The 21,189-nt window shown below is 34.9% G+C and carries 24 protein-coding genes; 7 read left to right on the top strand and 17 right to left on the bottom strand.

The genetic code is table 11. The features are described from left to right. The first annotated feature begins 33 nt into the window (after positions 1-33). Positions 34-300: a hypothetical protein gene (locus tag DSM02_RS17280; RefSeq protein ID WP_128766776.1), complete on the top strand. Its 267-nt coding sequence runs from the start codon at positions 34-36 to the stop codon at positions 298-300. 157 nt (positions 301-457) lie between these two features. Here the strand turns inward: DSM02_RS17280 and DSM02_RS17275 are convergent, their stop codons facing one another. From DSM02_RS17275 to DSM02_RS17265, 3 genes are all read right to left on the bottom strand, one after another. Further along, complete coding sequence (locus DSM02_RS17275) at positions 458-1,213, bottom strand: DUF4369 domain-containing protein (RefSeq protein WP_128766775.1); 756 nt, start codon at positions 1,211-1,213, stop codon at positions 458-460. 166 nt (positions 1,214-1,379) lie between these two features. Next, a complete protein-coding gene (locus DSM02_RS17270; RefSeq protein WP_128766774.1) occupies positions 1,380-2,297 on the bottom strand; it encodes an alpha/beta hydrolase in 918 nt (305 codons plus the stop codon). A gap of 7 nt (positions 2,298-2,304) precedes the next feature. After that, on the bottom strand, positions 2,305-2,802 hold the full coding sequence (locus DSM02_RS17265) for a hypothetical protein (protein ID WP_128761825.1): 498 nt from the start codon (positions 2,800-2,802) through the stop codon (positions 2,305-2,307). 244 nt (positions 2,803-3,046) lie between these two features. On the opposite strand from DSM02_RS17265, the gene DSM02_RS17260 reads away from it, so the two are divergent. After that, positions 3,047-3,823 carry a S1/P1 nuclease gene (locus DSM02_RS17260; protein WP_128766773.1) on the top strand — a complete coding sequence of 259 codons (777 nt, stop codon included), beginning with the start codon at positions 3,047-3,049 and terminating at the stop codon, positions 3,821-3,823. 24 nt (positions 3,824-3,847) lie between these two features. Here the strand turns inward: DSM02_RS17260 and DSM02_RS17255 are convergent, their stop codons facing one another. Next, positions 3,848-4,714, bottom strand: coding sequence for a helix-turn-helix domain-containing protein (locus DSM02_RS17255; protein ID WP_128766772.1), 867 nt, complete (start codon positions 4,712-4,714; stop codon positions 3,848-3,850). A 333-nt stretch (positions 4,715-5,047) separates the two neighbouring features. After that, positions 5,048-5,926 (bottom strand): AraC family transcriptional regulator, encoded by an 879-nt coding sequence (locus DSM02_RS17250; RefSeq protein ID WP_128761828.1) that lies wholly within the window; start codon positions 5,924-5,926, stop codon positions 5,048-5,050. 219 nt (positions 5,927-6,145) lie between these two features. On the opposite strand from DSM02_RS17250, the gene DSM02_RS17245 reads away from it, so the two are divergent. Then, complete coding sequence (locus tag DSM02_RS17245; protein ID WP_128766771.1) at positions 6,146-6,730, top strand: T9SS type A sorting domain-containing protein; 585 nt, start codon at positions 6,146-6,148, stop codon at positions 6,728-6,730. A gap of 52 nt (positions 6,731-6,782) precedes the next feature. Here DSM02_RS17245 and DSM02_RS17240 read toward each other — a convergent pair whose 3' ends face one another. From DSM02_RS17240 to DSM02_RS17230, 3 genes are all read right to left on the bottom strand, one after another. Continuing rightward, positions 6,783-7,142, bottom strand: coding sequence for a DoxX family protein (locus DSM02_RS17240; RefSeq protein WP_128766770.1), 360 nt, complete (start codon positions 7,140-7,142; stop codon positions 6,783-6,785). Positions 7,143-7,398: 256 nt separating this feature from the next. Further along, positions 7,399-7,800: a hypothetical protein gene (locus tag DSM02_RS17235; RefSeq protein WP_128766769.1), complete on the bottom strand. Its 402-nt coding sequence runs from the start codon at positions 7,798-7,800 to the stop codon at positions 7,399-7,401. A 194-nt stretch (positions 7,801-7,994) separates the two neighbouring features. Further along, positions 7,995-8,714, bottom strand: coding sequence for a DUF429 domain-containing protein (locus DSM02_RS17230; RefSeq protein ID WP_128766768.1), 720 nt, complete (start codon positions 8,712-8,714; stop codon positions 7,995-7,997). Positions 8,715-8,855: 141 nt separating this feature from the next. Here DSM02_RS17230 and DSM02_RS17225 point away from each other — a divergent pair, with 141 nt between their 5' ends. Together DSM02_RS17225 and DSM02_RS17220 are read left to right on the top strand one after the other, a co-directional pair. Continuing rightward, the gene (locus tag DSM02_RS17225; RefSeq protein WP_128766767.1) at positions 8,856-10,145 is read left to right on the top strand and encodes an APC family permease; all 1,290 of its coding nucleotides are present in this window, start codon (positions 8,856-8,858) and stop codon (positions 10,143-10,145) included. Beyond that, positions 10,132-10,887, top strand: coding sequence for a DUF4397 domain-containing protein (locus DSM02_RS17220; protein ID WP_128766766.1), 756 nt, complete (start codon positions 10,132-10,134; stop codon positions 10,885-10,887). Before DSM02_RS17225 ends, DSM02_RS17220 begins: the two co-directional genes overlap by 14 nt. Positions 10,888-10,941: 54 nt before the next feature. Here the strand turns inward: DSM02_RS17220 and pncA are convergent, their stop codons facing one another. The 4 genes from pncA to htpG all read right to left on the bottom strand — a co-directional run bounded on the left by pncA (position 10,942) and on the right by htpG (position 15,591). Then, positions 10,942-11,550 carry a bifunctional nicotinamidase/pyrazinamidase gene (gene pncA / locus DSM02_RS17215; protein WP_128766765.1) on the bottom strand — a complete coding sequence of 203 codons (609 nt, stop codon included), beginning with the start codon at positions 11,548-11,550 and terminating at the stop codon, positions 10,942-10,944. 3 nt (positions 11,551-11,553) lie between these two features. Continuing rightward, a complete protein-coding gene (locus DSM02_RS17210; protein WP_128766764.1) occupies positions 11,554-12,093 on the bottom strand; it encodes a hypothetical protein in 540 nt (179 codons plus the stop codon). 4 nt (positions 12,094-12,097) lie between these two features. Then, complete coding sequence (locus tag DSM02_RS17205; RefSeq protein ID WP_128766763.1) at positions 12,098-13,498, bottom strand: nicotinate phosphoribosyltransferase; 1,401 nt, start codon at positions 13,496-13,498, stop codon at positions 12,098-12,100. Positions 13,499-13,701: 203 nt separating this feature from the next. Next, a complete protein-coding gene (gene htpG / locus DSM02_RS17200) occupies positions 13,702-15,591 on the bottom strand; it encodes a molecular chaperone HtpG (protein WP_128766762.1) in 1,890 nt (629 codons plus the stop codon). A gap of 236 nt (positions 15,592-15,827) precedes the next feature. Between htpG and DSM02_RS17195 the strand changes: the two genes are divergently transcribed. Together DSM02_RS17195 and DSM02_RS17190 are read left to right on the top strand one after the other, a co-directional pair. Continuing rightward, positions 15,828-16,514 (top strand): TetR/AcrR family transcriptional regulator, encoded by a 687-nt coding sequence (locus tag DSM02_RS17195; protein WP_128766761.1) that lies wholly within the window; start codon positions 15,828-15,830, stop codon positions 16,512-16,514. Between the two features lie 6 nt (positions 16,515-16,520). Next, the gene (locus DSM02_RS17190) at positions 16,521-17,834 is read left to right on the top strand and encodes an ABC1 kinase family protein (RefSeq protein WP_128766760.1); all 1,314 of its coding nucleotides are present in this window, start codon (positions 16,521-16,523) and stop codon (positions 17,832-17,834) included. A gap of 79 nt (positions 17,835-17,913) precedes the next feature. On the opposite strand, the gene DSM02_RS17185 is transcribed toward DSM02_RS17190, so the two are convergent. From DSM02_RS17185 to gntA, 5 genes are all read right to left on the bottom strand, one after another. Next, on the bottom strand, positions 17,914-18,735 hold the full coding sequence (locus DSM02_RS17185; RefSeq protein WP_128766759.1) for a Cof-type HAD-IIB family hydrolase: 822 nt from the start codon (positions 18,733-18,735) through the stop codon (positions 17,914-17,916). Between the two features lie 88 nt (positions 18,736-18,823). Beyond that, positions 18,824-19,300, bottom strand: a complete 477-nt coding sequence (locus DSM02_RS17180; protein WP_128766758.1) for a DUF4199 domain-containing protein — start codon at positions 19,298-19,300, stop codon at positions 18,824-18,826. Positions 19,301-19,374: 74 nt separating this feature from the next. Continuing rightward, entirely contained in the window at positions 19,375-19,731 is a 357-nt protein-coding gene (locus DSM02_RS17175) for a DUF3140 domain-containing protein (protein ID WP_128766757.1), read from the bottom strand. 98 nt (positions 19,732-19,829) lie between these two features. Further along, positions 19,830-20,438: a DUF1989 domain-containing protein gene (locus DSM02_RS17170; protein WP_128766756.1), complete on the bottom strand. Its 609-nt coding sequence runs from the start codon at positions 20,436-20,438 to the stop codon at positions 19,830-19,832. Positions 20,439-20,441: 3 nt separating this feature from the next. Then, positions 20,442-21,155: a guanitoxin biosynthesis heme-dependent pre-guanitoxin N-hydroxylase GntA gene (gntA, locus tag DSM02_RS17165; RefSeq protein WP_128766755.1), complete on the bottom strand. Its 714-nt coding sequence runs from the start codon at positions 21,153-21,155 to the stop codon at positions 20,442-20,444. Between the last annotated feature and the right edge of the window lie 34 nt (positions 21,156-21,189).

Below are 21,189 nucleotides of genomic sequence, written 5' to 3'. Positions count from 1 at the left end.
TAATTAAGCGTACTTTTGCGCAAAATTTATATTATGGCAAATATTAGAGACCTTAAAAAAGACATAAACTTCGTTTTAGGAGATATAATCGATGCAGTGTACATCTGGGAAGCAATTAACCCAAAAGAAGATCACAGTAAGTCTGAAGCGATTATAGATGATGCTATCGCAACTTTTGATGATTTAATCGCAAAGGTTAATGACAATAAAGTTGAAAACCGCAGTAAACATCTTAAAGCTGTTAACGCAGAATTAGAAGAGCGTGGTAAAGCTTTAATAGATCGTGTAAACGCTTTATAGTATCTTTTAAAATAAGCGAATTAAAAACGCCTCGTGTTTTAAAATACGAGGCGTTTTTAGTTATAAAGTTTTATTTAGAATTAAAAGCTGAAGTTTGCAGCGAAATCGAAAGCTTTTCCTTGAGTTTTATTCGGCTTACCTCAAGGTGATTTACTTCTTAATCAACTTCTGAATAGGTAGTGTCTGTAACCGTATTAGTGGTTTGACTTTCTGCGTTTTTACGCTCTTTAATATAGTCTTTAAGAGCATTCCCGTATTTAGATTTTTTAATCTTCGGTTTTAAAGAATTATAAATGGTATCCAGATATTTTACGTTAGCGTCAAAAATTTCAGAAACTGCTAAGTAGGGCGCAACTTCATAATCCTTATTATTTATAGCAAAATTAACCGTGTATAGATATTTCCGCTTAGTTAGATTTTGCAGTTGATTGTCGTAGTAAATAATAGAATCTTCATTTGCCTCTTTGCGTACTTCAAAGGTTTTTTTGATCAGATCTAAATTCTGGTCATTAAAGCGTCTGATAATTTTAGTATACTCGTCTAATTTAAGCTGGTTTTCAGAACCGGTGATCGCCGCCTGACTTTCAAAGTTTTTTAAAGAAGTATTTAGAGTCATTTCGCCAGGTTCAGCAAAAATCATGATACGATCATCATAATCATAAGCATCTACTTTTTCTAAAGTTAAATACACGATTTGAGGTTCTTTCAAATCAGTTATAAATTCAAATTCTGAGTTGCCATCAACCACAAGACTATCTAGATTAACTAGTGTGGTATCTTCGATTTTTTGAAGGTAAATGGTTCCTTTTTTTAGACCGTTTATTTTACCTGTTAATTTAAAGTCTCCTTCTTTACTGCAAGCTGTTACTAAGAATAATCCAATGAGGCTTAGAAGGGCTAATTTTGTACGCATTTTAAATATTTTGTGTGCTGCAAATATGCCTAAAATCTTTTTTAAAAGCTAATACAACGGGTCATTAGCACGACTTTTGTGAAAATGATTTAAAATGAGGCTGTTGGGTTGAAAAATGTATAGATTTTAGATCTTAGGTGTATTTTTCCAGAACTGTAAAAGCTCGTTATTCATTTATAAAAGAAATGATATTTTTTATTAATTCTGAAGAAACAGGTCTGTAGGGTTCATTATAGGACTTTGAATTTTCGAGGTCATCACCTTCAATTTGTTTGAGAACGTGATTCATATCTTTTATGAGAATTAATTGCGCTTCGGGTTTTGCGCTTTTGAGTAGTTCTGCTTGTTCCTGAGGAATTTGCAAGTTCTTAGTTCCCTGAATGAGAAGTATGGGTAAGTCTAGTTCTGTTATTATTTCTGAAGGGTCATAATTTATCCAACTTTTCATAAAAGGTTGTACAGAAGGCCTGAAAATTGTAACTAATCCCTGACTGTAATTTTTAGACTTTCCGGTTTCCTTTAGATCTTTAAATGCTTGTTTTGCGTTATCTACAAGTCCCGGTGCCTGCAATTCTAGTTGACCTATTATAAGCTGATCTATCGATTCTCCCATTCCGGCAATAGAAATTATTTTAGTCACTTCAATCTTTTGAGCAGCGAGCATCGCTATTAAAGATCCCTGAGCGTGTCCTATAAGGATAATTGAAGAATATTTATCTTTAAAAAAGCTGATAACAGCCACTGCATCATTTACAAAGTCATCAAAGCGCAAACGCTCTTCCTGAAGTGTATTTTGACGAATTAAGGGGATTAAACGTTTATCATATCTAAAGGTTGAAATACCTTCCTCTGTAATTTTTTCAGCTAAAAACTTTAAACTGTTGTTTTGCATATTCCGCTGATTCCCGTTTCGATCTGTAGGTCCAGAATCTGCAATAATAATCGCTAACGTATCTGACTCACTATTTTTTTCTAATAGCGTACCAGCAATGAGATTGTTTACCCTCAGGTTAGACTCTAATAAATTTTGTGAATGTAGCGTAACATTAAAAAGAACAAAGCACAGAAGAACTGCTATACGCATAGCGGATTTAATTTTTGAGAGGGATGTTGTACTTCTTGAAAAATTCCATGATTTTTTCAGGCTGTTGTGTGCCTAAAAGCAACTCATTTCCATCATTAAATATGAGTTGTATGCCTTTATTACCTTTTGTAGTAAGAGCTTTCCTTTTAGTAAAAGAAATGCGATAACCCCAACCTCCATACTCACGTATAGGATGGTATTTTCTTATTGTAGCACTTTTAATTTCTTTCCAGGATTTAAATCTTGATTTGATGTGAAAGGGAACAAATCTATAGGTAATGCCTTTTTCGTTGATTGTGGTTTCTAGCTTAAAGATATACCAGAATCCTAAAAACAAGCCTAAAATAACCAATATGCTCAATACTACAGATGCAATCTCAAAGCGTGATAATTTTAACGTATCCCAGTCCATAACCAAAGGACTTACTGCAATAGCCAAAATAACAACTAGTAAAAGTCGCAGCCACCATTGATCAAAACGTTGTACTTCATTAAAAGATTTCATAATAGAATTGCTTCTTATATTATTATGTGAAAACTAACGCAAAGGTATAAAGATAATCAACCCAATGTGTTCTTTTAAACGTAAGTTAAACTTAAATGTTTTAGATAACAACGCGAGGTTTTACTAAAAAATCTTTAAATCATAATTGTTTTATTTTCAGTGTTATATATGACGGTGTTTTGTAATGATTGTCCATAACGTTTCTAAAGCCTTATAAAGGTTTAAATTTGCCAAAAATATTCTGATGAGAAATACATTTTTTAGCCTTTTACTATTGGTTTTGAGTACTGTTATCGTTAAAGCAGATGATTGGGGAAGTAAGGGGCATCGTGCAACTGCAGCAATTGCAACAAACTATTTAAATAAGAAAACCCAGCGAGAACTTGAAAAGTTACTGGGAGAAGAAACTTTAGTAGTCATCTCTACCTATGCAGACGAGATAAAAAGTTATGAGGCCTATAGAAAATATGGTAGTTGGCATTATGTGAATATAGCTCCCGGTCTTTCTTATGCAGAAGCTGAGCATAACAAATACGGAGATATCGTTATGGGTATCGAGAAATGTAAAGATGTTCTTAGCTCAAAAACTACTTCTAAGAGTGATAAGGTTTTTTACCTTAAACTGTTAGTGCACTTTATTGGAGATTTGCATCAACCCTTACATTTAGGTCATGCTGAAGATAAAGGAGGCAACGACTTTCAGGTGCGTTGGTTTAATGATGGTACCAACTTACACTCACTTTGGGATACCAAAATGCTAGAAAGTTATGGGATGTCTTATAGCGAGATTGCTGAAAATTTTGGTTCAGTTTCTAAAGACCAATATAAAGAATTAACTAAAGGAAGTGTTCTTGATTGGGTAACCGAAGGGCAAGCTCTGGCAGAAATGGTTTACGATTCGGCTGAAATAGGAGAGAAGCTGAGTTACAGGTATCAAGCAGATCATATAGGAATTGTGCAAGAACAACTTCAAAAAGGAGGAGTGCGTCTTGCTGCCGTTTTGAATGAACTATTTGGTTAAAAACCAAATCTCTAATTTATCTAGCTATTCATCTGTGGCTACATGAGCATCTTTGTATTGCTTAGGAGTTGCTTTACAATATTTTTTGAAAATACGCGTAAGATGACTTTCATCTGTAAACCCTAATTGTATCGCTATTTGAGATACCGTAAATTCTGAATTTAAAAGTCTGTCTTTAACTATCTCTAGTTTATAGAGTAGAATGTAATTATGAAGAGAATTCCCTGTTTCTTTCTTAAAATAATTACTCAATGTGCTGCTTGTAATATGAAAATGCTTAGCAATAACAGATATTTTAAGCATATTTGAGTCATATATGTTATATCGAATATAAGCATAGATCTCATCTATACGTTCCGTTTTTTTAGACTGCCTGTATGTATTAATTTCCGGATTGTTTTCTGTGATATTACGTGCTAATATACTTAAGAGTGTACTAACCATATTAGCGATTATTTGCAAATGATATTGCTCTTTATTTGCATTTTCCTTACGGATAAAAAATATAATTCTCCAGATCAGATCACGCTCTTCCATTGACTTCAGAGCTTCTTGAAATCTTCTCTTGGGGTGATTAAGTATAAACTCACTACGCCTTAACCAATATTGCTTATCAGGAAGGCTTATCTTGCTAGAAAACAATAAGTCTGTGAACTTAAATATTATAAAGGTTGTAGTCTCGTGAATTTTAATCTGAGGGACTTCTTGTTTACTGAAAATAAAAACATCACGGCTTTTAAAAGCAGTGACTTTGCCATCAAGAGTTATTCTCCCGCTTCCATCTTCAATAAAAATTATCTGAAAGTATAAATCATCATCAAAGTCAGAATCCCATCTTGACGTTGAAAATCGATTTATTATAAATATGTCTTGCCAGTTTAACTGTGCCATGGCATTTTGAGTTTTGTAGATTTTTGTGTAGCATCATAGGGGGATTTATAAGTCATTAGGGTTGTTTAAAAGTTACAGTATTTTAAGGGGATTTTCAAAACTGCATATAATTTAACAAAAAATTAAGAGAATGACTTGGGATGTAATAATTTGCTAAAAATTTTTAACGTCTAGTGACTATTAGTTTAGCTGGTGGTAAATAGTTTAGTTAAACTAAATAGTCTAAACATGTAGTGTCCTGATAAGATTCTATTTAACAAAACTATTTGTTAAACAGAAAAGATTTTAAAGTAAATTATGTGTTGAGAATTCAGTTAAAACGGCTATAATATTCTAGGAGACAATAAATTTGAGTTCATTACGATATGTAGATGGTGTTTTACCTGTAAACTTTTTGAACTGTTTATTAAAGTGACTAAAATTATTAAACCCACTTTCAAAACAAACATCTGTTATACTTATCGGTTTTTCATGCAGAAGTTTTGCAGCATGCACAAGTCGATATTCATTTACAAACTGGGTAAATGTTTTTCCGGTAATTTTTTTGAAATATCTGCAAAAGGCAGGAACGGTCATACTAACCAATTCAGAAATTTCTTCAAGAGTGATTTGTCTTTTAAACTCTTCCTTTACAAAATTGAAAATTATATTAATTCGATTATTATCTTGTAATTCAGTCTCTAAAATAAATCCTTGCGCATTGAGAACTGTGTATTTATCTGCAATTTCTAAGAGTTTTAAAATTTCAAGTAAGCCCAATAAACGTTCGTAATTAGATACATCTTTTAATGCTTCGATTTTGGCGCCTACATCTCTCTTTAATTCCCCGTGAAAGACAATGCCCATTTTAGCACGCTCAAAGAGAGCTTTTATACTTCGCATTTCAGGAATATTAAAAAAAGACTCTCCTAAAAAGTCTGGACGCATTTGTATAACAGTTTCACGTTCATAATTATTTAATGAATCTGTAAACCCACAGTGGGGTAAATTAGAACCTATGAGTATGAGCTCTCCATTGCGGTAATAAGAAATGTGACTACCTACTTGTCTCTTACCTGTACCGCCCTTTACATAAACTAATTCAAGTTCAGGATGATAATGCCAGAAATTGTGGTTGTTGTTTTCGTGATTTTCATCATACATGCGGTATGAAAATGAACTGCCAAAACCGGGTTCAATTTTCTCAAATGCTGGTTTTGGAGATTTTATCATGGGATTAATTGTTAGTTCAATATAAATTTAGACAAGCGTTTAACTTATAACTTGTGCTATATTAACCTAAATATATATAATTTTCACAAAAATAAATAAAAAGATATTTGTTAAGTTAAAATAGCACATAATTTAGCACAATGGGTTCTATTTTAGAATGAATTACCACCATACATTTGCAATGTGAATAAATTAAATCACTCACAAAAAACCAAACCTATGAAAACAAGTATTAAAACTTTGGTATTAGCATTGACATTAGCTTTTAGTTTAAATGCCAGTGCAGCAGATGGAATTGCAGTGACGGTTAACGAGAACTTCATGCTTCAAGTGGAATACACAAATGCGATTGAAGGAGCTCAGATTTATCTTGAGGATGTTGATGGAGAGCGTCTTTATACAGAATATGCAGGTAGTGTTGCTAATGATACAAAAACATTAAGTCTAGAAGAACTTCCTGTAGGAAAGTATTATCTTATCTATGAAGATGATTATGCTAAATCTTATACTACCATTAAAAAAGAGTATAAAGGATTAGATGTTATTAAGGACGAAAGCAAAACAATCTTTAAGCCTAACTACAAAGTTCAAGATGATATCGTAATGATTTCTTTTACAAATCCTAAAGAAGTAAAAACTACTACTCGTGTATATGATGAGAATGGTTCTATTATAGAATCACTTACAGATCATAACCTAGTAGTGAAGCAAGCACTAGACTTTCAGGAATTGCCAGCTGGTAATTACAGAATAGGAGTGTCTGTAGGTAAAGATTATTTCTCAAAGCAAATTGAGATTAAATAAGAAATTATAATCAATAATTTATAGGCCTTTGCTAATTTAGCAAAGGCTTTTTTTATGCTGTTAAATAAAAATAAGCCCAGTACATCAAACCAAATTGTAAAAAAACTCTTCCCCATAAAACCCAAGAGGGTAAATTGAGCCCTGCTTTTTTAGAGGATAACATATAAAAATGGACGAGTAAAAAAACGGCAAGCATCAAAATAATTAACCAGATCGCTGTATTTTTTGTTTCTGAAAAACACAACCCAACTCCAAGAAGAATTTCAGCAAAGCCGCTCAAATAAACCAAACTCTTAGGAGCCGGTAAATATCTTGGCATTATGCGCAAATAAGCTTTAGGTTTTATAAAGTGCATAATGCCGGCAATTATATACATAGCCGCCATCAGGTAAAGATGCCAAGGGTAAATCATAGTTGAATTTTCTTTTAAAAGTAGACAAAAAAGAGCCAATTCATCAATCTAAAGTTGGCTGTTGCTTAGATTACAATATTTTATCAATAGCTGCTTTAACTAGGATTAGTTAAGCGTCTAACTTTTGCGTTCAGTAGATCTGAGCTAACAGAATATTGATTAATAGTTTTTGTAGAATATCTGATTAGCTTTAAAATTTTGTAATTAAGCTAAACGAAATTTATAGATCATTGCTGGTAAATTGGTTGATGATGCTCTAAAAAATATCTTTAGCTACTTTTAACCGCGAAGTAAAATGTTTGAATTTTATAAGTGATTCGGGTTGTACCTCTAAAGGATTAATTTTAATCTTTTTTTTACTTCCTTCAATAACATAGTCTCCTGTTTTATTGCGGTAGAACCGTCTTACATTTTTAATAGGGATTGTTTTTTTATAGATAATCCGCTGCTTGACTATTTCTTTATCTGTTATTGTAAGGTATTGAAATTTATAATTAAAATAATATTGAGTAAAATAATACAAGGCTAAGACAAGCATTGCGAAATCAAACCAATTGATAGGCTCTTTGATGATAAATTTAGACAGAACAAGAAGCACCCAAGTTATACCTATTATTAGGTTTAAATAAACCCTACGTTTTTTGAAAAGTAACTGCATTTAATTAATTTTGATAGATTGCTAAACCAAGCTTTTTGCTTTTTATAAACAAGATGCTATTTAAATAGTAATTTTGATTTTCATCAAGTTGGGATTTTGTAAAAAGGTAGGGACTTTTAATCCGGAGCAATTTAAATCAAATTCTAACAAAAACATTACGGAATTCCTTACAAATCAATATGTTTAGTGAACTTTTATGTTGAAGAATCATAGAATGCAACTTTAATAGGGATTTGTCGCTTGTCTATCTTGTTTAGATCTTCAATATAGCTGGTTTGATCTGGGTATGCCAGAGCATTAGAAATGCAGAGGCAAAGCGCATCTAAACTGTCATCTCTCTTAACGTCCTTGCGTTTGGTTTCTTCAAGGATTTTATTATAGATTTTTTCAAGACCAGGCTCATATTTTTTCAAAAGAGACAGACGTTGTCTAATACCTGTTTTGTCTGATTTTTTAGAGTGTATAATTTGCGTGTGGTTGAGGTATTTAAAACAGATCTCAGGGTGACTTTCTAATAGTTCAATAGCAGCATTATTTTTAAGAATAAACTTGTCAACTTCTTGAATTCTGTCTTTTATATTCAAGGTTTGTTCAGATAGGCTTTTACCCTCAATTTGAATATTTAATTCTTTGGCCTTTTGTCTATCTGATTCATATGCTGCCGGCCTGCACGGAGCGTTAAAAACAGTTGAGCTTCTGGGGCCTAGTTCAGATCTTAACCGGGTGTCAACTGTTCTAGTGAATTCTCTAGATGATAAACCAATAGGAATATCAATAAAAAATCGGGCCTTTTGGTTTTTGAATAATTCTGTTAGCTCTTCGATTTTTTTAATGAGGAAATATTGAAAAATAGATTGAGATTTAGTGATAACAACCCATCCATATTTGCAGCCATCTATTCCGCCTAAAATCATAATAAATCTTTTTGCAAAATATAGTTTAAAGCGATTGGTAAATTCATTTGGTGAAGGTTAAATCTATTGTAAATACGGTTTGACTTGAGATAATAAATAATAGGTTGTCTAAATTGAACACTAAATAGAAATAACTTAGTGATGGGCTCAAAGTCATCAAAATCTTTAGGAGTATTAGCTGTTTGGGCGTTAGCTGCTGGTGGAATGGTAGGCGGAGGTATTTATACCGTACTTGGCGTAGTAATAGCAGTTTCAGCTCAATGGGCGTGGTTGGCCTTTTTATTAACCGGATTAGTTGCATTACCTTCTGCATACAGCTACGTTTTCCTGACTAAAAAATTTCATAAAGAAGGTGGGGTATTTGTTTTTTTAGAAGCAATCAAAGCTAAAAATATGGCAGGTAATCTGGCCTGGATGTTGATTCTGGGTTATGTTTTGACTATTTCAGTTTACGCTTTCGCTTTTGGTCACTATGTATCTTTTGCATTCAATTTTGATCCGTTAATAACTCGTTTGCTTGCGTTGACAATCGTAGCATCTTTAGTCGTTCTTAATCTTGCTGGTGTAGGTAAACTCTCTAAAGTAGAAATAGCAATAGTTTCTGTCAATCTCATCGTATTGTTTAGCCTGGCGATTTATGGGATTATCAACTGGGATCCAAATCAATTAGTCTCGGGAATTGAACCCAGACCGTTTTGGTCAAGCCTTATAGGAGGTGCAGCTATATTTATGGCTTACGAAGGTTTTCAGCTGCTTACGTATGAGTATAGTAAAATAAAAAATCCTAAAAAGTATTTAATGCCTACGTTACTAAGTGCTGTTGGGTTTGTGGTTATACTTTATATCCTCGTTGCTCTTGGAGCGACTATGCTAGGAGGTGCATTATCTCTTGTGCGTTTTAAAGAGATAGCACTCAGCATATCTGCTCAAAATGCATTTGGAAAAACCGGAACCATAGTTATGACTATTGCTGCTGCATTTGCAACGGCCGCAGCAATAAATTCGACATTATTCTCCACCGCAAATCTATCGAAACGTATTGCAAAACAAAACGAATTACCTTCTTGGTTTAACCATACAAATACTAACGATGTGCCAGATCGTTCTATTATTCTTCTCGGGGCTTTGGCTGCAGGTATGGCGGTAATAGGGAGTCTAAGTTCACTTGTGGAAGCAGCTAGTCTAGCGTTTTTATGCACTTTTGGTATTGTGAATTGGATAGCTTTAAAAGAGTCAGATTCAAAAAAATGGATACCTCTATGTGGTATCATTATAAGTGGAATAATAGGTTTGGCACTGGTATTTAGACTTTCAATTTCTAAGCCTTTAGCATTAGTAGCTGTGGGAGCACTTGTTTTATTAATTGTTGTGGGGAGACCTTATTTACTGAAAAAAACTATTAAAAGAAGTAATCAAAATGAGAGCGATTAAATACCTAATTCCTGTTTTTCTTCTATACTTAATAAGTTGCTCAGAAAAAGGTGATCAATATGTTGAATTGCGATTGGGAGATTTTTTAGTTGAAAATTCAGCGGTTAGTATGAAGCTTATTTCTGATGGTGCCACCGAAAAGTACAGCCTAAATTATAGCGACCTTACTTCATATTATAAAATAAAGCCTGGCGTGTATCAAATTCAGGTCGTCGTACATGAAAAAGTTATTCTAGAGAAGAAAATTGGTTTTGCTGCCGGAGGAAAATTCACGCTTTTTATTTATGGTCTATTGTCAGAAAATCAAGTTGTTAACCAGACCACAACTTCTTCTCAATTGCATAGTATCGTTAGTGGGGCAGAAGCGCGCACCGCTAATGGTTATTTACCTCAGATGCGTCTTCTGGATGATCATTATGAAGGAGGTAAAACTACGGCTCAAATGCGCTGGGTGAATCTTGTTCCCTTTGAGAAATCATTTACTGCTGAAGCATCTTTAGATTCTGATATTAATTTTGGTACTACTGCTTACGGAAATGACCACGCTTCACAGAAGTTTGACATCGGGACGTATTCGGTTATTTGGAGATCAAAAAGTTCACCTATTAAGCGTTTAGAAATGAGCCAAGCTTTAGATAAGCAAACGCTATATACTTTTTTCTTGATTCCTGAAATTCAGGGAAAAACCGGTGATTTAAAAGTTGTAACAGGAGAAAGCTCAAAAACTAATAAAGAAGAATAAAAAAAGCAGTTGCTTAGTGCAACTGCCTTTGTGATTTATATAATACTTGGTAACTTACACTAATTCTTCAGCGCGTTTAATTCTCCCGCCTTTCTCGTAAATTTTGTCTTTCATCAGATCAAAGGCATCCGAGTCTAGCGCGCGAGTTGCATCTTCATATAAGGTTACTTTAAACCCTTCATTTAATGCATCTAAAACTGAATAACTCACACAGAATTCTGCAGCAAGACCACAGAAGTATAAGGAGGTGATTCCTTTTCCTTTTAAGTAACCGGCAAGACCTGTTGACTTTTTATGTGCATTATCATAAAAACCGCTGTAACTATCAATTTTAGGATCTGTTCCTTTTCTGAAGATAGCTTCTATTTTAGCAGCATTCATATGTGGGTGAAAATCGGCACCATCTGTTGTTTGAATACAATGTACGGGCCAAAGAGTTTGCTCAACACCATCAATAATTGTAGTGTCAAAGTCTTCTTTATCATGATGATTATCTGCAAAACTAGAGTGGTTTTCAGGATGCCAATCCTGCGTAGCAATGACTAGGTCAAATTTCTCTTGCAATTTATTTACTAATGGAATGATCTGATCGCCACCGGGAACAGCAAGTGCACCACCAGGCATAAAATCATTTTGCATATCAATTATAATGAGAGCTTTCATATTTTAAGATTTGGTTGTTTTTTGGTTGTTAAGTTTTTGTAACGCTTCAGTGATTCTATCATCTTCAGAAGTCATTATCACTACCCCGCAACTTGCCCGAGAGCCATATAATGCTGAAGCTGATATTCCTTTTAAAACGTGTACCGACGTAATGTTTTCTGCTTTGAGCATTTTAACTAAAGGTAAGTATTGAGGACTTTTCTGTAGATCTATGGGGTATGTGTTTTCCGTGTGTAATGCAAACAGTATTTTGCAAGCTGCAGTAGGTTTAGGCTTTGTATTATTGCTTTTTCTTAGAGCCGCACATTGTTTATTGTTTAAGCCGGTAAGACACATGCCGGGTATTGGCTCAACATACTCTGAATCGCTAAGTGTTTTTTGTTTAATCGCTTCTAGTTTTAGGTCTTTGCTGGCTAGCTTTTCAAAATTTGCCAACCAAGTTTCATTATCTTCTCTTGACAAATAACCTGCTGTTTTTTCGCTTTGCGAAAAAGAGGACAGGGAAATAAATAGAAAAAGAAAAGAGAAAAATTTAATAATCATCTATCTAATTTTTATGTTCGGCAATGAGGCGGTCGCGTTCTTCTTTTAGGCGATCACTAATTCCTACTTTGTAAATATGCGGATTGTCAAACCGTTTGTATTCATCAGGTAACAAAGCCAATTGTTGTTTGCTGAAGTTAGCAATTTCTTCAATCGATTTTTTTGGGTGATTGCGTTTTCCATTTTGCATTACGGGTTTTAACAAGGCTTCTTGTTTTAGTGTTGCTATAACAAGATTTTTAAACGGTTCTACCGGGTGATGCATACGGTTAAGATGCCATTCATCAGCAAGGCCAATGGCATCTGCGCCTATTTGCTGCCCGTCTTCATTAAAAATTCGATACACCTGTTTTTTATGTGGAAGCGTAACTTTAGAGATGCTTTCTGAAATTTTAATACGTGGTTTATTATTTGCAAAAGACAGCTTATAAACACCGTCTAATGCACCGTCTGGTTTACCAATAACAAGATTGGTTCCTACACCATAAATGTCTATAGGTGCATTTTGATTTTGTAAACTTTGGATCACATATTCATCTAGCTGATTAGAAGCAGCAATTTTCACATAATCCAATCCTGCTGCATCCAGCATTTTGCGGCATTGTTTAGATAGATAAGCAAGGTCCCCGCTGTCTAAACGAATGGCAAGGAGTTTTTGACCTCTGGATTCCATTTCTTTTGCGACGGTTATTGCGTTAGGCATTCCGCTTTTTAAGGTATTGTACGTGTCTACAAGTAATACACAATTCTTAGGTCTGTTCTCGGCAAAATCTCTAAAAGCAACCAACTCGTCATCATAGCTTTGTACAAATGCGTGTGCCATTGTCCCGCTAATAGAAATGTTATAATCACGCCCTGTAATTACGTTGCTACTGCCGTTAAAACCACCTACCATTGCTGCACGTGTTGCGTAATATCCACCTGGCCCCTGAGCTCTTCGTAAACCAAAATCAAGTAGTGTTTTGTCTCCGGCTACGTTACGAATACGGCTCGCTTTGGTCGCGATTAGTGTTTGAAAGTTTAAGGTGTTGAGCAGTATGGTTTCAATAATTTGTGCTTCGATCAGGTTGGCTTCAACCTGTAAAATAGGAGCGGTAGGGAAAACGACTTCGCCTTCAGCCACAGAGTTGATAGTTCCGCGGAAGCGAAAATCCTTTAAATAATTTAAAAATTTTGGTTCAAAATCGTGTTGTTTGAGATATTCAATATCTTCTTCAGAAAAGCGTAGATCTTCTAGTATAGAAAGGATCTCTTCTAATCCTGCAAAAATCGCATACCCCCCTTTAAATGGAAGTTTTCTAAAAAAGTAATCAAAAACAGCCTGCTGATTTTGATTTTTATTGAAATAGACCTGAGCCATGCTTAGCTGATAGAGGTCGGTATAGGTTGCAGTAAATTGAAACATTCTAAAACTTTAGTTAAGTGAATTTAACAAATTATGTATGAATCTATCTCAATTAGGGGTTAAAGAAACGTTAGAAGTTAAGTGCTTATGAGATGAGGATTTTTTAAAGTTTTGGCAATAAAAAAACCGCTCTTTTTAAAGAGCGGTTTTAGTTATGAAGTCAGGGTTTTAGATCTAGTGTCTCAAATCTAAGATCTAACTACCTATTTAATCATCTCATAGGAGCGTTTTACAAAGTTAGTTAAAGCTTCTCCTTTTAGCAAGCCCTGAGATAAACGAGCTAAATCCATAGACTGAGAAATTAAACGCTCTTGTTTTTTCTTAGTTTTTGTACTTAATATCTCGTTAACCAACTCACTGTTAGTGTTTACCACGACGTTGTACATATCTGGCATATTACCCATACCAAACATACCGCCACCACCACCGGTTGCTTGCATCTCTTTCATACGACGCATAAACTCGGGTTGTGTGATCATAAACGGCGCTGCATTGCTATCCATCGCTTCTAACTTAACAGTGTAAGATTTATCTGCAATGGTCTCTTCAAGCAAAGTTTTTAAACTTTCTTTTTCTTCGTCAGAAAGTTTAGAGATCTGCTCTTCATCTTTCTTGATGAGATTGTTTACATCATCACCATCTACTCGTACAAAACTTACATTCTCTTTAGAAGTTTCTAGTTTTTGTAGCAAATGTGAAACGATAGGAGAGTCTAATAACAATACCTGATAACCTTTATCTTTTGCAGCCTGAATGTAAGAATGCTGTGCATCTTGATTAGAAGCATAGAGAATTACAAGTTTTCCATCTTTATCAGTCTGATTGTCTTTGATTTTTTCCTGAAGCTCTGCAAATGTGTAATACGCGCCATCAACGGTAGGATATAATGCAAAAGCATCTGCTTTATCAAAGAATTTGTCTTCACTTAGCATTCCGTATTCAATAACCACTTTGATGTCGTTCCATTTCTTTTCAAAATCCTCACGATCTTCGTTGAAAAGAGATTTTAGCTTATCAGCAACCTTACGGGTGATGTAACTCGAGATTTTCTTAACAGCTCCATCTGCCTGAAGGTAAGAACGAGAAACATTAAGTGGAATATCTGGTGAGTCAATGACACCACGAAGCATCGTTAAAAATTCAGGAACAATTCCTTCTACATTATCGGTTACAAAAACCTGGTTTTGATACAGCTGAATTTTATCTTTCTGAATATTCATATCCTGACCTAAACGCGGGAAATATAAAATACCGGTTAGGTTAAAAGGATAATCAACATTTAAATGAATGTGGAATAGTGGCTCTTCAAACTGCATAGGGTACAGTTCGCGATAGAACTCGTTGTAGTCTTTTTCTTCAAGATCTACAGGTTGCTTCGTCCAGGCTGGATTAGGGTTGTTGATGATATTATCAACAGTTTTAGTCTCTGCTACTGCATCTTCAGCAGCATCTTCTGGTACTGGTAGCGTTTCTTCTTTAGTACCAAATTTAATTGGCACCGGCATAAACTTGTTGTATTTAGTAAGCAACTCGCTGATGCGATTTTCTTCTAAAAACTCTTCAGAATCCTCTGCGATATGTAAGATGATTTCGGTACCTCGCTCTGTCTTATCAGCAGGAGAAATGGTGAACTCAGGAGATCCATCACATTCCCATTTTACAGCAGGCTCCTCTTTAAAAGACTTAGTGATGATCTCAACTTTACGGGCAACCATAAAAGCAGAGTAAAAACCAAGACCAAAATGGCCAATGATCCCACTATCTTTAGCAGAATCTTTATACTTATCTAAGAATTCTTCAGCGCCAGAAAATGCAACTTCGTTGATGTATTTCTGAACTTCTTCTTCGGTCATCCCGATACCCTGATCTATGATACTTAAGGTTTTTGCATCCTTATCAACCTTAACTTCGATTACAGGGTTCCCATATTCAACACTAGCTTCGCCAATGTTAGTTAAGTGTTTCAGTTTTAAAGTAGCATCAGTTGCATTAGAGATTAGCTCCCGCAAAAAGATCTCGTGATCACTGTATAAGAACTTCTTTATCAGCGGGAAAATGTTCTCAACAGCAACATTAATTTTACCTGTAGACATAGTGTTATGTGATTTTTAGTACCGATTCTTTAAAATCGGATTATATGATTTTATTTGAAAGGTTTGCATTATAGCAAATCTGAAAGCTAAGAGTCAAAAAAAGTACCAAAGGCAGGTGCGTGACAAACTGACACAACTTTCATTTTTACTGAAAGAACTTTAACGTAAGGTTTTGTTTAAGAATTTTGAAATAATATTAAACAAGCTTAATTTTACTTATCTAAATCACTCAAGATATGGCGACTACCCAAAAGAAAACTACAGCTAAAAAGAAACCAGAATTAACTCAACAACGTGTAATGACACTGTATATGGAGTATGTTTTGGAACACGGTGAGCGACCTGCTTCAGTATTTAAATTTTGTAAAGATCATGGGATTGAAGAAGGTGCCTTTTATAACTTTTTTGGTTCTTTTCAGGGAATTCGTGAAGCTATATGGGTTGCATTCTTTGACAATACAAGTGCTGTACTTCACAAAAATAAAGAATATGCAACCTACCCTAACCGGGAAAAAATGCTTTCATTCTTTTATACTTTCTTTGAAGTTTTAACAGCAAACAGAAGTTATATACTTTTTGCTTTGCAAGAGCAAAAAGATAGTTTGAAGACTTTGGGACAGTTGAGAGATCTGCGATTAAAAGTGAGAAATTTTGCGGGAGACCTAATTGAGCAAGCCAACGACGAAAAGTCTTCTAGACTTACAAAAAATCCGGTTTCTGTATTTAGTGAAGGAGCTTGGTTACAAACCTTATTTCTTTTAAAATACTGGATGGACGACAACTCCGCACGTTTTGAAAAAACAGATGTTGCAATTGAGAAATCTGTTAATGCCATTTTTGACGTATTTAATACAACACCTTTAGAAAGTGTTCTTGATTTTGGAAAGTTTTTATTCAAAGAGAATTTCTCAAGATCTAAATAAACGCTTATGAAAACGATAGATCATATCCCGACTAATAAGTTACAGCGTGCTTCTAAACTGGTTAAAACAGGAGTGAAAGTGGGAGGTAACTATGCAAAATATTATGGAAAGAAAGCGTTTAATAGCGAACTTACCCGTGAGGAGTTAGATGATGATAATGCAGAAGATATATACGACGGCCTCAAAAGCTTAAAAGGAAGTGCGCTAAAGGTGGCGCAAATGCTAAGTATGGAAAAGAATATTCTTCCGAAGGCATATGTTGAGAAATTTTCGCTTTCGCAATTTTCGGTGCCACCGCTTTCTGCAGCATTAGTTAGAAAAACATTTAAAAAGTATTTAGATAAATATCCGGAAGAGCTATACGATACGTTTACAACCCAAAGTATAAACGCCGCGAGCATCGGTCAGGTGCACCAGGCGACGAAAGATGGGAAAAAACTTGCTGTGAAAATTCAATACCCCGGGGTTGCAGACAGTATCAGTAGCGATTTGGCTCTAGTGAAGCCAATCGCCAGCCGGATGTTTAATCTAAAAGGAAAGGATAAAGAGAAGTATTTTAAGGAGGTAGAAGATAAACTACTTGAAGAAACAGATTATATTCTTGAAGTAAAGCAGAGTCAGGAAATCACTGAAAAATGTGGCGTGATCCCTAATCTTAAGTTTCCAAAGTATTACCCGGAATGGTCTAGCGAGCGTATCATTACAATGGATTGGATGGTAGGGGAGCACTTGAGTGAGTTTACTGCTAGAAATACAGATCAGAATTCTGCAGATAAAATAGGGCAGGCACTTTGGGATTTTTATATGTATCAAATGCATCATTTGAAGCAGGTGCATGCAGATCCTCATCCCGGTAATTTTTTAGTGGATAAAGACCAAAATCTTATTGCTATAGATTTTGGTTGTATAAAGAAAGTTCCACACGAATTTTATACTCCCTATTTTGAATTGGCAGAGCCGGAAAACATCAATAATCCAGACATTTTTATGACAAAAATGTTTGAGTTAGAAATCTTGAGAAAAGATGATTCCCCAGAAGAAATCAAATTCTTTTCAGAATTATTTCACGAGATGCTGAGTCTGTTTACAAAACCTTTCCATCTAGAAGATTTTGACTTTAGTGATGAACGCTTTTTTGCTCAAATCGCAGACTTAAGCGACAAATATTCAAAAGATACTCAGCTTCGTAAAATGAACGGAAACAGAGGAAGTAAACATTTTTTATACATCAACCGTACATTCTTTGGTTTATATAATCTGATGCACGATTTAGGAGCAAAAATAAAGGTAAATAACTATGAAAATTATTTAAATAAATAGTTAGTAAGACTATTGGTTAGGTTGTTTGGAGAGGCGTACTTTTTGGTTGGAGTGCGCCTCTCTATTTTTAGCTGTTTACTTAATTAAGTATAAACTCTTCCAATGTCTTTGCTACAGCGTGCTCTTTGTTTGTAAACGCACTCACATAATCTGCAACATCTTTAACTTCTTGAGTAGCATTAGCCACCGCTACCCCAAAGCCAACGGTTTTTATCATCGTCGTGTCGTTAAAATTGTCACCAAAGGCAATAACCTGATCGAGCGTTAGCTTATATTTCTTTTCGATCAATTCATTTAATGCAGTGCTCTTATCAATATTTTTAGGTGTAATCTCAATATAAACATCCTTAGATCTGTAAAAATGCGCTTCGTCACCATGCTTATGTTGTAAAACCTCTATAAGGCTGTCTAAAGCTCGTGGAGAGCCCATACACATGATTTTATGTGGTTGCTCATCAATTTCTTTCAAAATCGCTATGTGCTCGTTAATCGGAGTTAAAAGAGGTTCTACTCGAGTACTTCGTATTTCACGTAAGGTCCAGTAATCTACATGTGCCGTGCGCCAAGTATCAGTACAATAGGTACTGATGTTGTAATCATATTTTTTTTGATGCTCAATAACAGTAGCAAGAAAATCTAAAGAAACGGTATTGCTTCTTAATTTTGTACCGTCAGTGTCTAAAACCAGTCCGCCATTGTAGCTGATTATTGGACTATTTATTCTGTTTAATTTTTCTTGTAAATAATACATAGCAGAAGGCATTCTTGAAGAGGCCAGAATCACCGGAAAATCTGCTGGTAACTTATTAATTGCATCAGCTGTTTCTGGAGCGATATCGCGTTTTGCGTTGAGAAGTGTACCGTCTATGTCACAACATAGCAGTTTAATTTGATCTTTCATTTTACAAAGATAAATGAAGCAAATTTCCCAAAGAAAATTCTGCGGGTCCTTGTTTGTTTGATATTAGAGAATTTAATATGGAGAATGCTTATTTTCTTTTTACTACAAGTGCTACCAAAGCACTAAAGACCAAGCCAAAAGTAAGACTACTTACCACAGCCTGTATAATGTAGCTCTGTAGATTGAAAAAACCTTCGGCTTCTTCAGGAGAAGTTTTTCCGGTTTCAATGGCATAGGCAATGACATTTTCAAAATAATAAGGCGTAATAAATGTGCTTATGATGTATTGGGCGGGAGCTGCCAGTACAGCTATAAATACAGTAAAAATAAGCCCTGATATGAAGGCTTGTTGAAAACTAATGATTCCGCCGTAAAAATTATTGCGTTTGTCGCTCAAAGCACAATAGTAGAGCACTGCCGCCGGAATGTAGAATATAAGGGTATAGATGTGATGCCTATCTATATGTGCATCGTGCCAACCCATAAGCCGTTCAAAGATCATCCACACCAATAAAAAGACGGTGTAGATAGCAGCCCATTTTAATTCAAGTTGATAATTATTCATAGATGCCCTTCAATATAAAAGATGAAGGTACTGCAAATCCTGTAAAAAGTAAAGCACTTGTAACTGATAAAAGCCTAGTAATAAGCTTTAGCCTTTTTAATAGTTTTAACCTGCTTTTTGATATCGTAGCCTAAATTGCGCAGGCTGTTTTCCCAGTCTAACCTTGCATAACGATCAGTACTGCGATTATTTTTAAGGTATTTAATGCGTTGCAAAATACTCTGAATAAAAAAGCAATCTGTTTTGGTTAGTTCGTCTGTAGATTTCATTAGAATCATCAGCAATCTGTTAGATTGATCCAGTGATGGAGCATCTTTATAATTGGCCACAGTAATAGGCGCAATATCGGTGCGTAACCAAGCGCGTAATTCTACTGCAGTCATATTTGTAGACTGTAATAACTCGTTGTGTAGACGTTCTTTAGAAAACAATATAATATAATTTTAGGTGACAAAGCTAGCGGTATTCACATAGCTCAAAAAGGCTGCAATATTAAGTTTATGTAAAGAATATACAATACCGTTTTTGATTAATTTTTAGGCTTGTCCTCTGATCCTAAAATTTGATATTGAATGGGTTTAAAAGTACCTCCATTGCTGTCTTCTGCACTACAGGCTGTCATTCCGATTATAAGATCCATTTGAGCTTCAAGAAGGACATAATCACCAGCTGTACTGGTAGGAGGTAAAACCGAAAGTTTACCATCTGGTTCAAATTGAACATTCATAAAAATATTGAATGCTGTGGGAATGTCGTCTGGTGTAATTCCGAAATTTTCCAAGTTGGTATGTAGATTCTCAAAACAACTGGGGTGATACCCCTTGTGATCATACATTATCTCAAAGGTTTCCGGGCTACAAGGTGCGAGTAAGATATCATTGCGACCATTTGTGTCTTTAATGATTTTCATCATTTTTCTGCTGCGGTTGCTCCACAGAAAATTATTTTCAGAAATCAGTATAGATTCTTCGAAATCCATCGTTTTTCCTGCGGAAATTTTTTCTCGAACATCAGCTTCATTAAAAAGAACAAGATCACTTACCTGGCCACCTTGTGGATCTATTACTTTCAGCAGTTGTCCTTTTTTAAGTCTAAAGGCACTTCCTGTTTGTTTTGCAATGGTAATTAAGTCACTCATGAGTTATCTGATTTCTACATTTTTATTTAGAAAGGGGCATTTCCAAGAATTATCAACAGCTCTTCCGCTATATTGTTTGGCTTCACTTTGTTTACCAAAATCTTTAAGCATCGGGTTAATACTGCCATTCGTTTCGGAATCGCGTTTTCGAATACGATCTCTTACATTATCATAAACATTCATCGTTCTTAATTTTTCGAACTGCCAATGTAGATTGAATACCAAAGTCGCAAATGGAGCTTTACGCGCATTTCTGGAGCTATCAGGATGCATCCCTACAATATAAAATGAAACGCCGTTAAGACTAAAGCTAAACTTCGTGTCATTAGGATCACTACTCACTGAAGTATCCCAGTCTTTAGTGTCCAGCTCGTGCAATGATTGTAGTTGTTTCCATAGTGCTTTTTCAAAACGACGCTCATCTTCTCTTGGGTGATTAGGAAATACAGCAATTAGTGTTTCAAAATCATTGTTTTCAAACTGATAAGATTCTATGTAATTTTTGACAGCAACTAATAATCTTGAAGTTACCGAATCTGAGTCAAGGCGCTCTTGAAACACCTCAAAATTGACTGACTTTTGTTTGAATGTGGTTTGGGCCATAATGCACGGATGATCATTCTTTAAAATGAAATCTTCAAACATCTTATAATAAGGGGTAGACCTGGATTTGGATTTAAGCGGTATGGATGTTTCTGGTATTTCGGTAGTTGTCATAGATAATAGATACTAGTATTCGAAGAATTGAAAA

Origin of the sequence: Leeuwenhoekiella polynyae, assembly GCF_004104075.1 — a bacterium.
Classification (GTDB): domain Bacteria; phylum Bacteroidota; class Bacteroidia; order Flavobacteriales; family Flavobacteriaceae; genus Leeuwenhoekiella; species Leeuwenhoekiella polynyae.
Note: the sequence above shows the minus strand (reverse complement) of the source record. Positions and strands in the feature narration are given on the sequence as shown.

Excerpts from the sequence above, each read along its gene's own strand:
- DSM02_RS17280 (WP_128766776.1), top strand. The coding sequence starts at position 34 with ATGGCAAATATTAGAGACCTTAAAAAAGACATAAACTTCGTTTTAGGA.
- DSM02_RS17275 (WP_128766775.1), bottom strand. The coding sequence starts at position 1,213 with ATGCGTACAAAATTAGCCCTTCTAAGCCTCATTGGATTATTCTTAGTA.
- DSM02_RS17270 (WP_128766774.1), bottom strand. The coding sequence starts at position 2,297 with ATGCGTATAGCAGTTCTTCTGTGCTTTGTTCTTTTTAATGTTACGCTA.
- DSM02_RS17265 (WP_128761825.1), bottom strand. The coding sequence starts at position 2,802 with ATGAAATCTTTTAATGAAGTACAACGTTTTGATCAATGGTGGCTGCGA.
- DSM02_RS17260 (WP_128766773.1), top strand. The coding sequence starts at position 3,047 with ATGAGAAATACATTTTTTAGCCTTTTACTATTGGTTTTGAGTACTGTT.
- DSM02_RS17255 (WP_128766772.1), bottom strand. The coding sequence starts at position 4,714 with ATGGCACAGTTAAACTGGCAAGACATATTTATAATAAATCGATTTTCA.
- DSM02_RS17250 (WP_128761828.1), bottom strand. The coding sequence starts at position 5,926 with ATGATAAAATCTCCAAAACCAGCATTTGAGAAAATTGAACCCGGTTTT.
- DSM02_RS17245 (WP_128766771.1), top strand. The coding sequence starts at position 6,146 with ATGAAAACAAGTATTAAAACTTTGGTATTAGCATTGACATTAGCTTTT.
- DSM02_RS17240 (WP_128766770.1), bottom strand. The coding sequence starts at position 7,142 with ATGATTTACCCTTGGCATCTTTACCTGATGGCGGCTATGTATATAATT.
- DSM02_RS17235 (WP_128766769.1), bottom strand. The coding sequence starts at position 7,800 with ATGCAGTTACTTTTCAAAAAACGTAGGGTTTATTTAAACCTAATAATA.
- DSM02_RS17230 (WP_128766768.1), bottom strand. The coding sequence starts at position 8,714 with ATGATTTTAGGCGGAATAGATGGCTGCAAATATGGATGGGTTGTTATC.
- DSM02_RS17225 (WP_128766767.1), top strand. The coding sequence starts at position 8,856 with ATGGGCTCAAAGTCATCAAAATCTTTAGGAGTATTAGCTGTTTGGGCG.
- DSM02_RS17220 (WP_128766766.1), top strand. The coding sequence starts at position 10,132 with ATGAGAGCGATTAAATACCTAATTCCTGTTTTTCTTCTATACTTAATA.
- pncA (WP_128766765.1), bottom strand. The coding sequence starts at position 11,550 with ATGAAAGCTCTCATTATAATTGATATGCAAAATGATTTTATGCCTGGT.
- DSM02_RS17210 (WP_128766764.1), bottom strand. The coding sequence starts at position 12,093 with ATGATTATTAAATTTTTCTCTTTTCTTTTTCTATTTATTTCCCTGTCC.
- DSM02_RS17205 (WP_128766763.1), bottom strand. The coding sequence starts at position 13,498 with ATGTTTCAATTTACTGCAACCTATACCGACCTCTATCAGCTAAGCATG.
- htpG (WP_128766762.1), bottom strand. The coding sequence starts at position 15,591 with ATGTCTACAGGTAAAATTAATGTTGCTGTTGAGAACATTTTCCCGCTG.
- DSM02_RS17195 (WP_128766761.1), top strand. The coding sequence starts at position 15,828 with ATGGCGACTACCCAAAAGAAAACTACAGCTAAAAAGAAACCAGAATTA.
- DSM02_RS17190 (WP_128766760.1), top strand. The coding sequence starts at position 16,521 with ATGAAAACGATAGATCATATCCCGACTAATAAGTTACAGCGTGCTTCT.
- DSM02_RS17185 (WP_128766759.1), bottom strand. The coding sequence starts at position 18,735 with ATGAAAGATCAAATTAAACTGCTATGTTGTGACATAGACGGTACACTT.
- DSM02_RS17180 (WP_128766758.1), bottom strand. The coding sequence starts at position 19,300 with ATGAATAATTATCAACTTGAATTAAAATGGGCTGCTATCTACACCGTC.
- DSM02_RS17170 (WP_128766756.1), bottom strand. The coding sequence starts at position 20,438 with ATGAGTGACTTAATTACCATTGCAAAACAAACAGGAAGTGCCTTTAGA.
- gntA (WP_128766755.1), bottom strand. The coding sequence starts at position 21,155 with ATGACAACTACCGAAATACCAGAAACATCCATACCGCTTAAATCCAAA.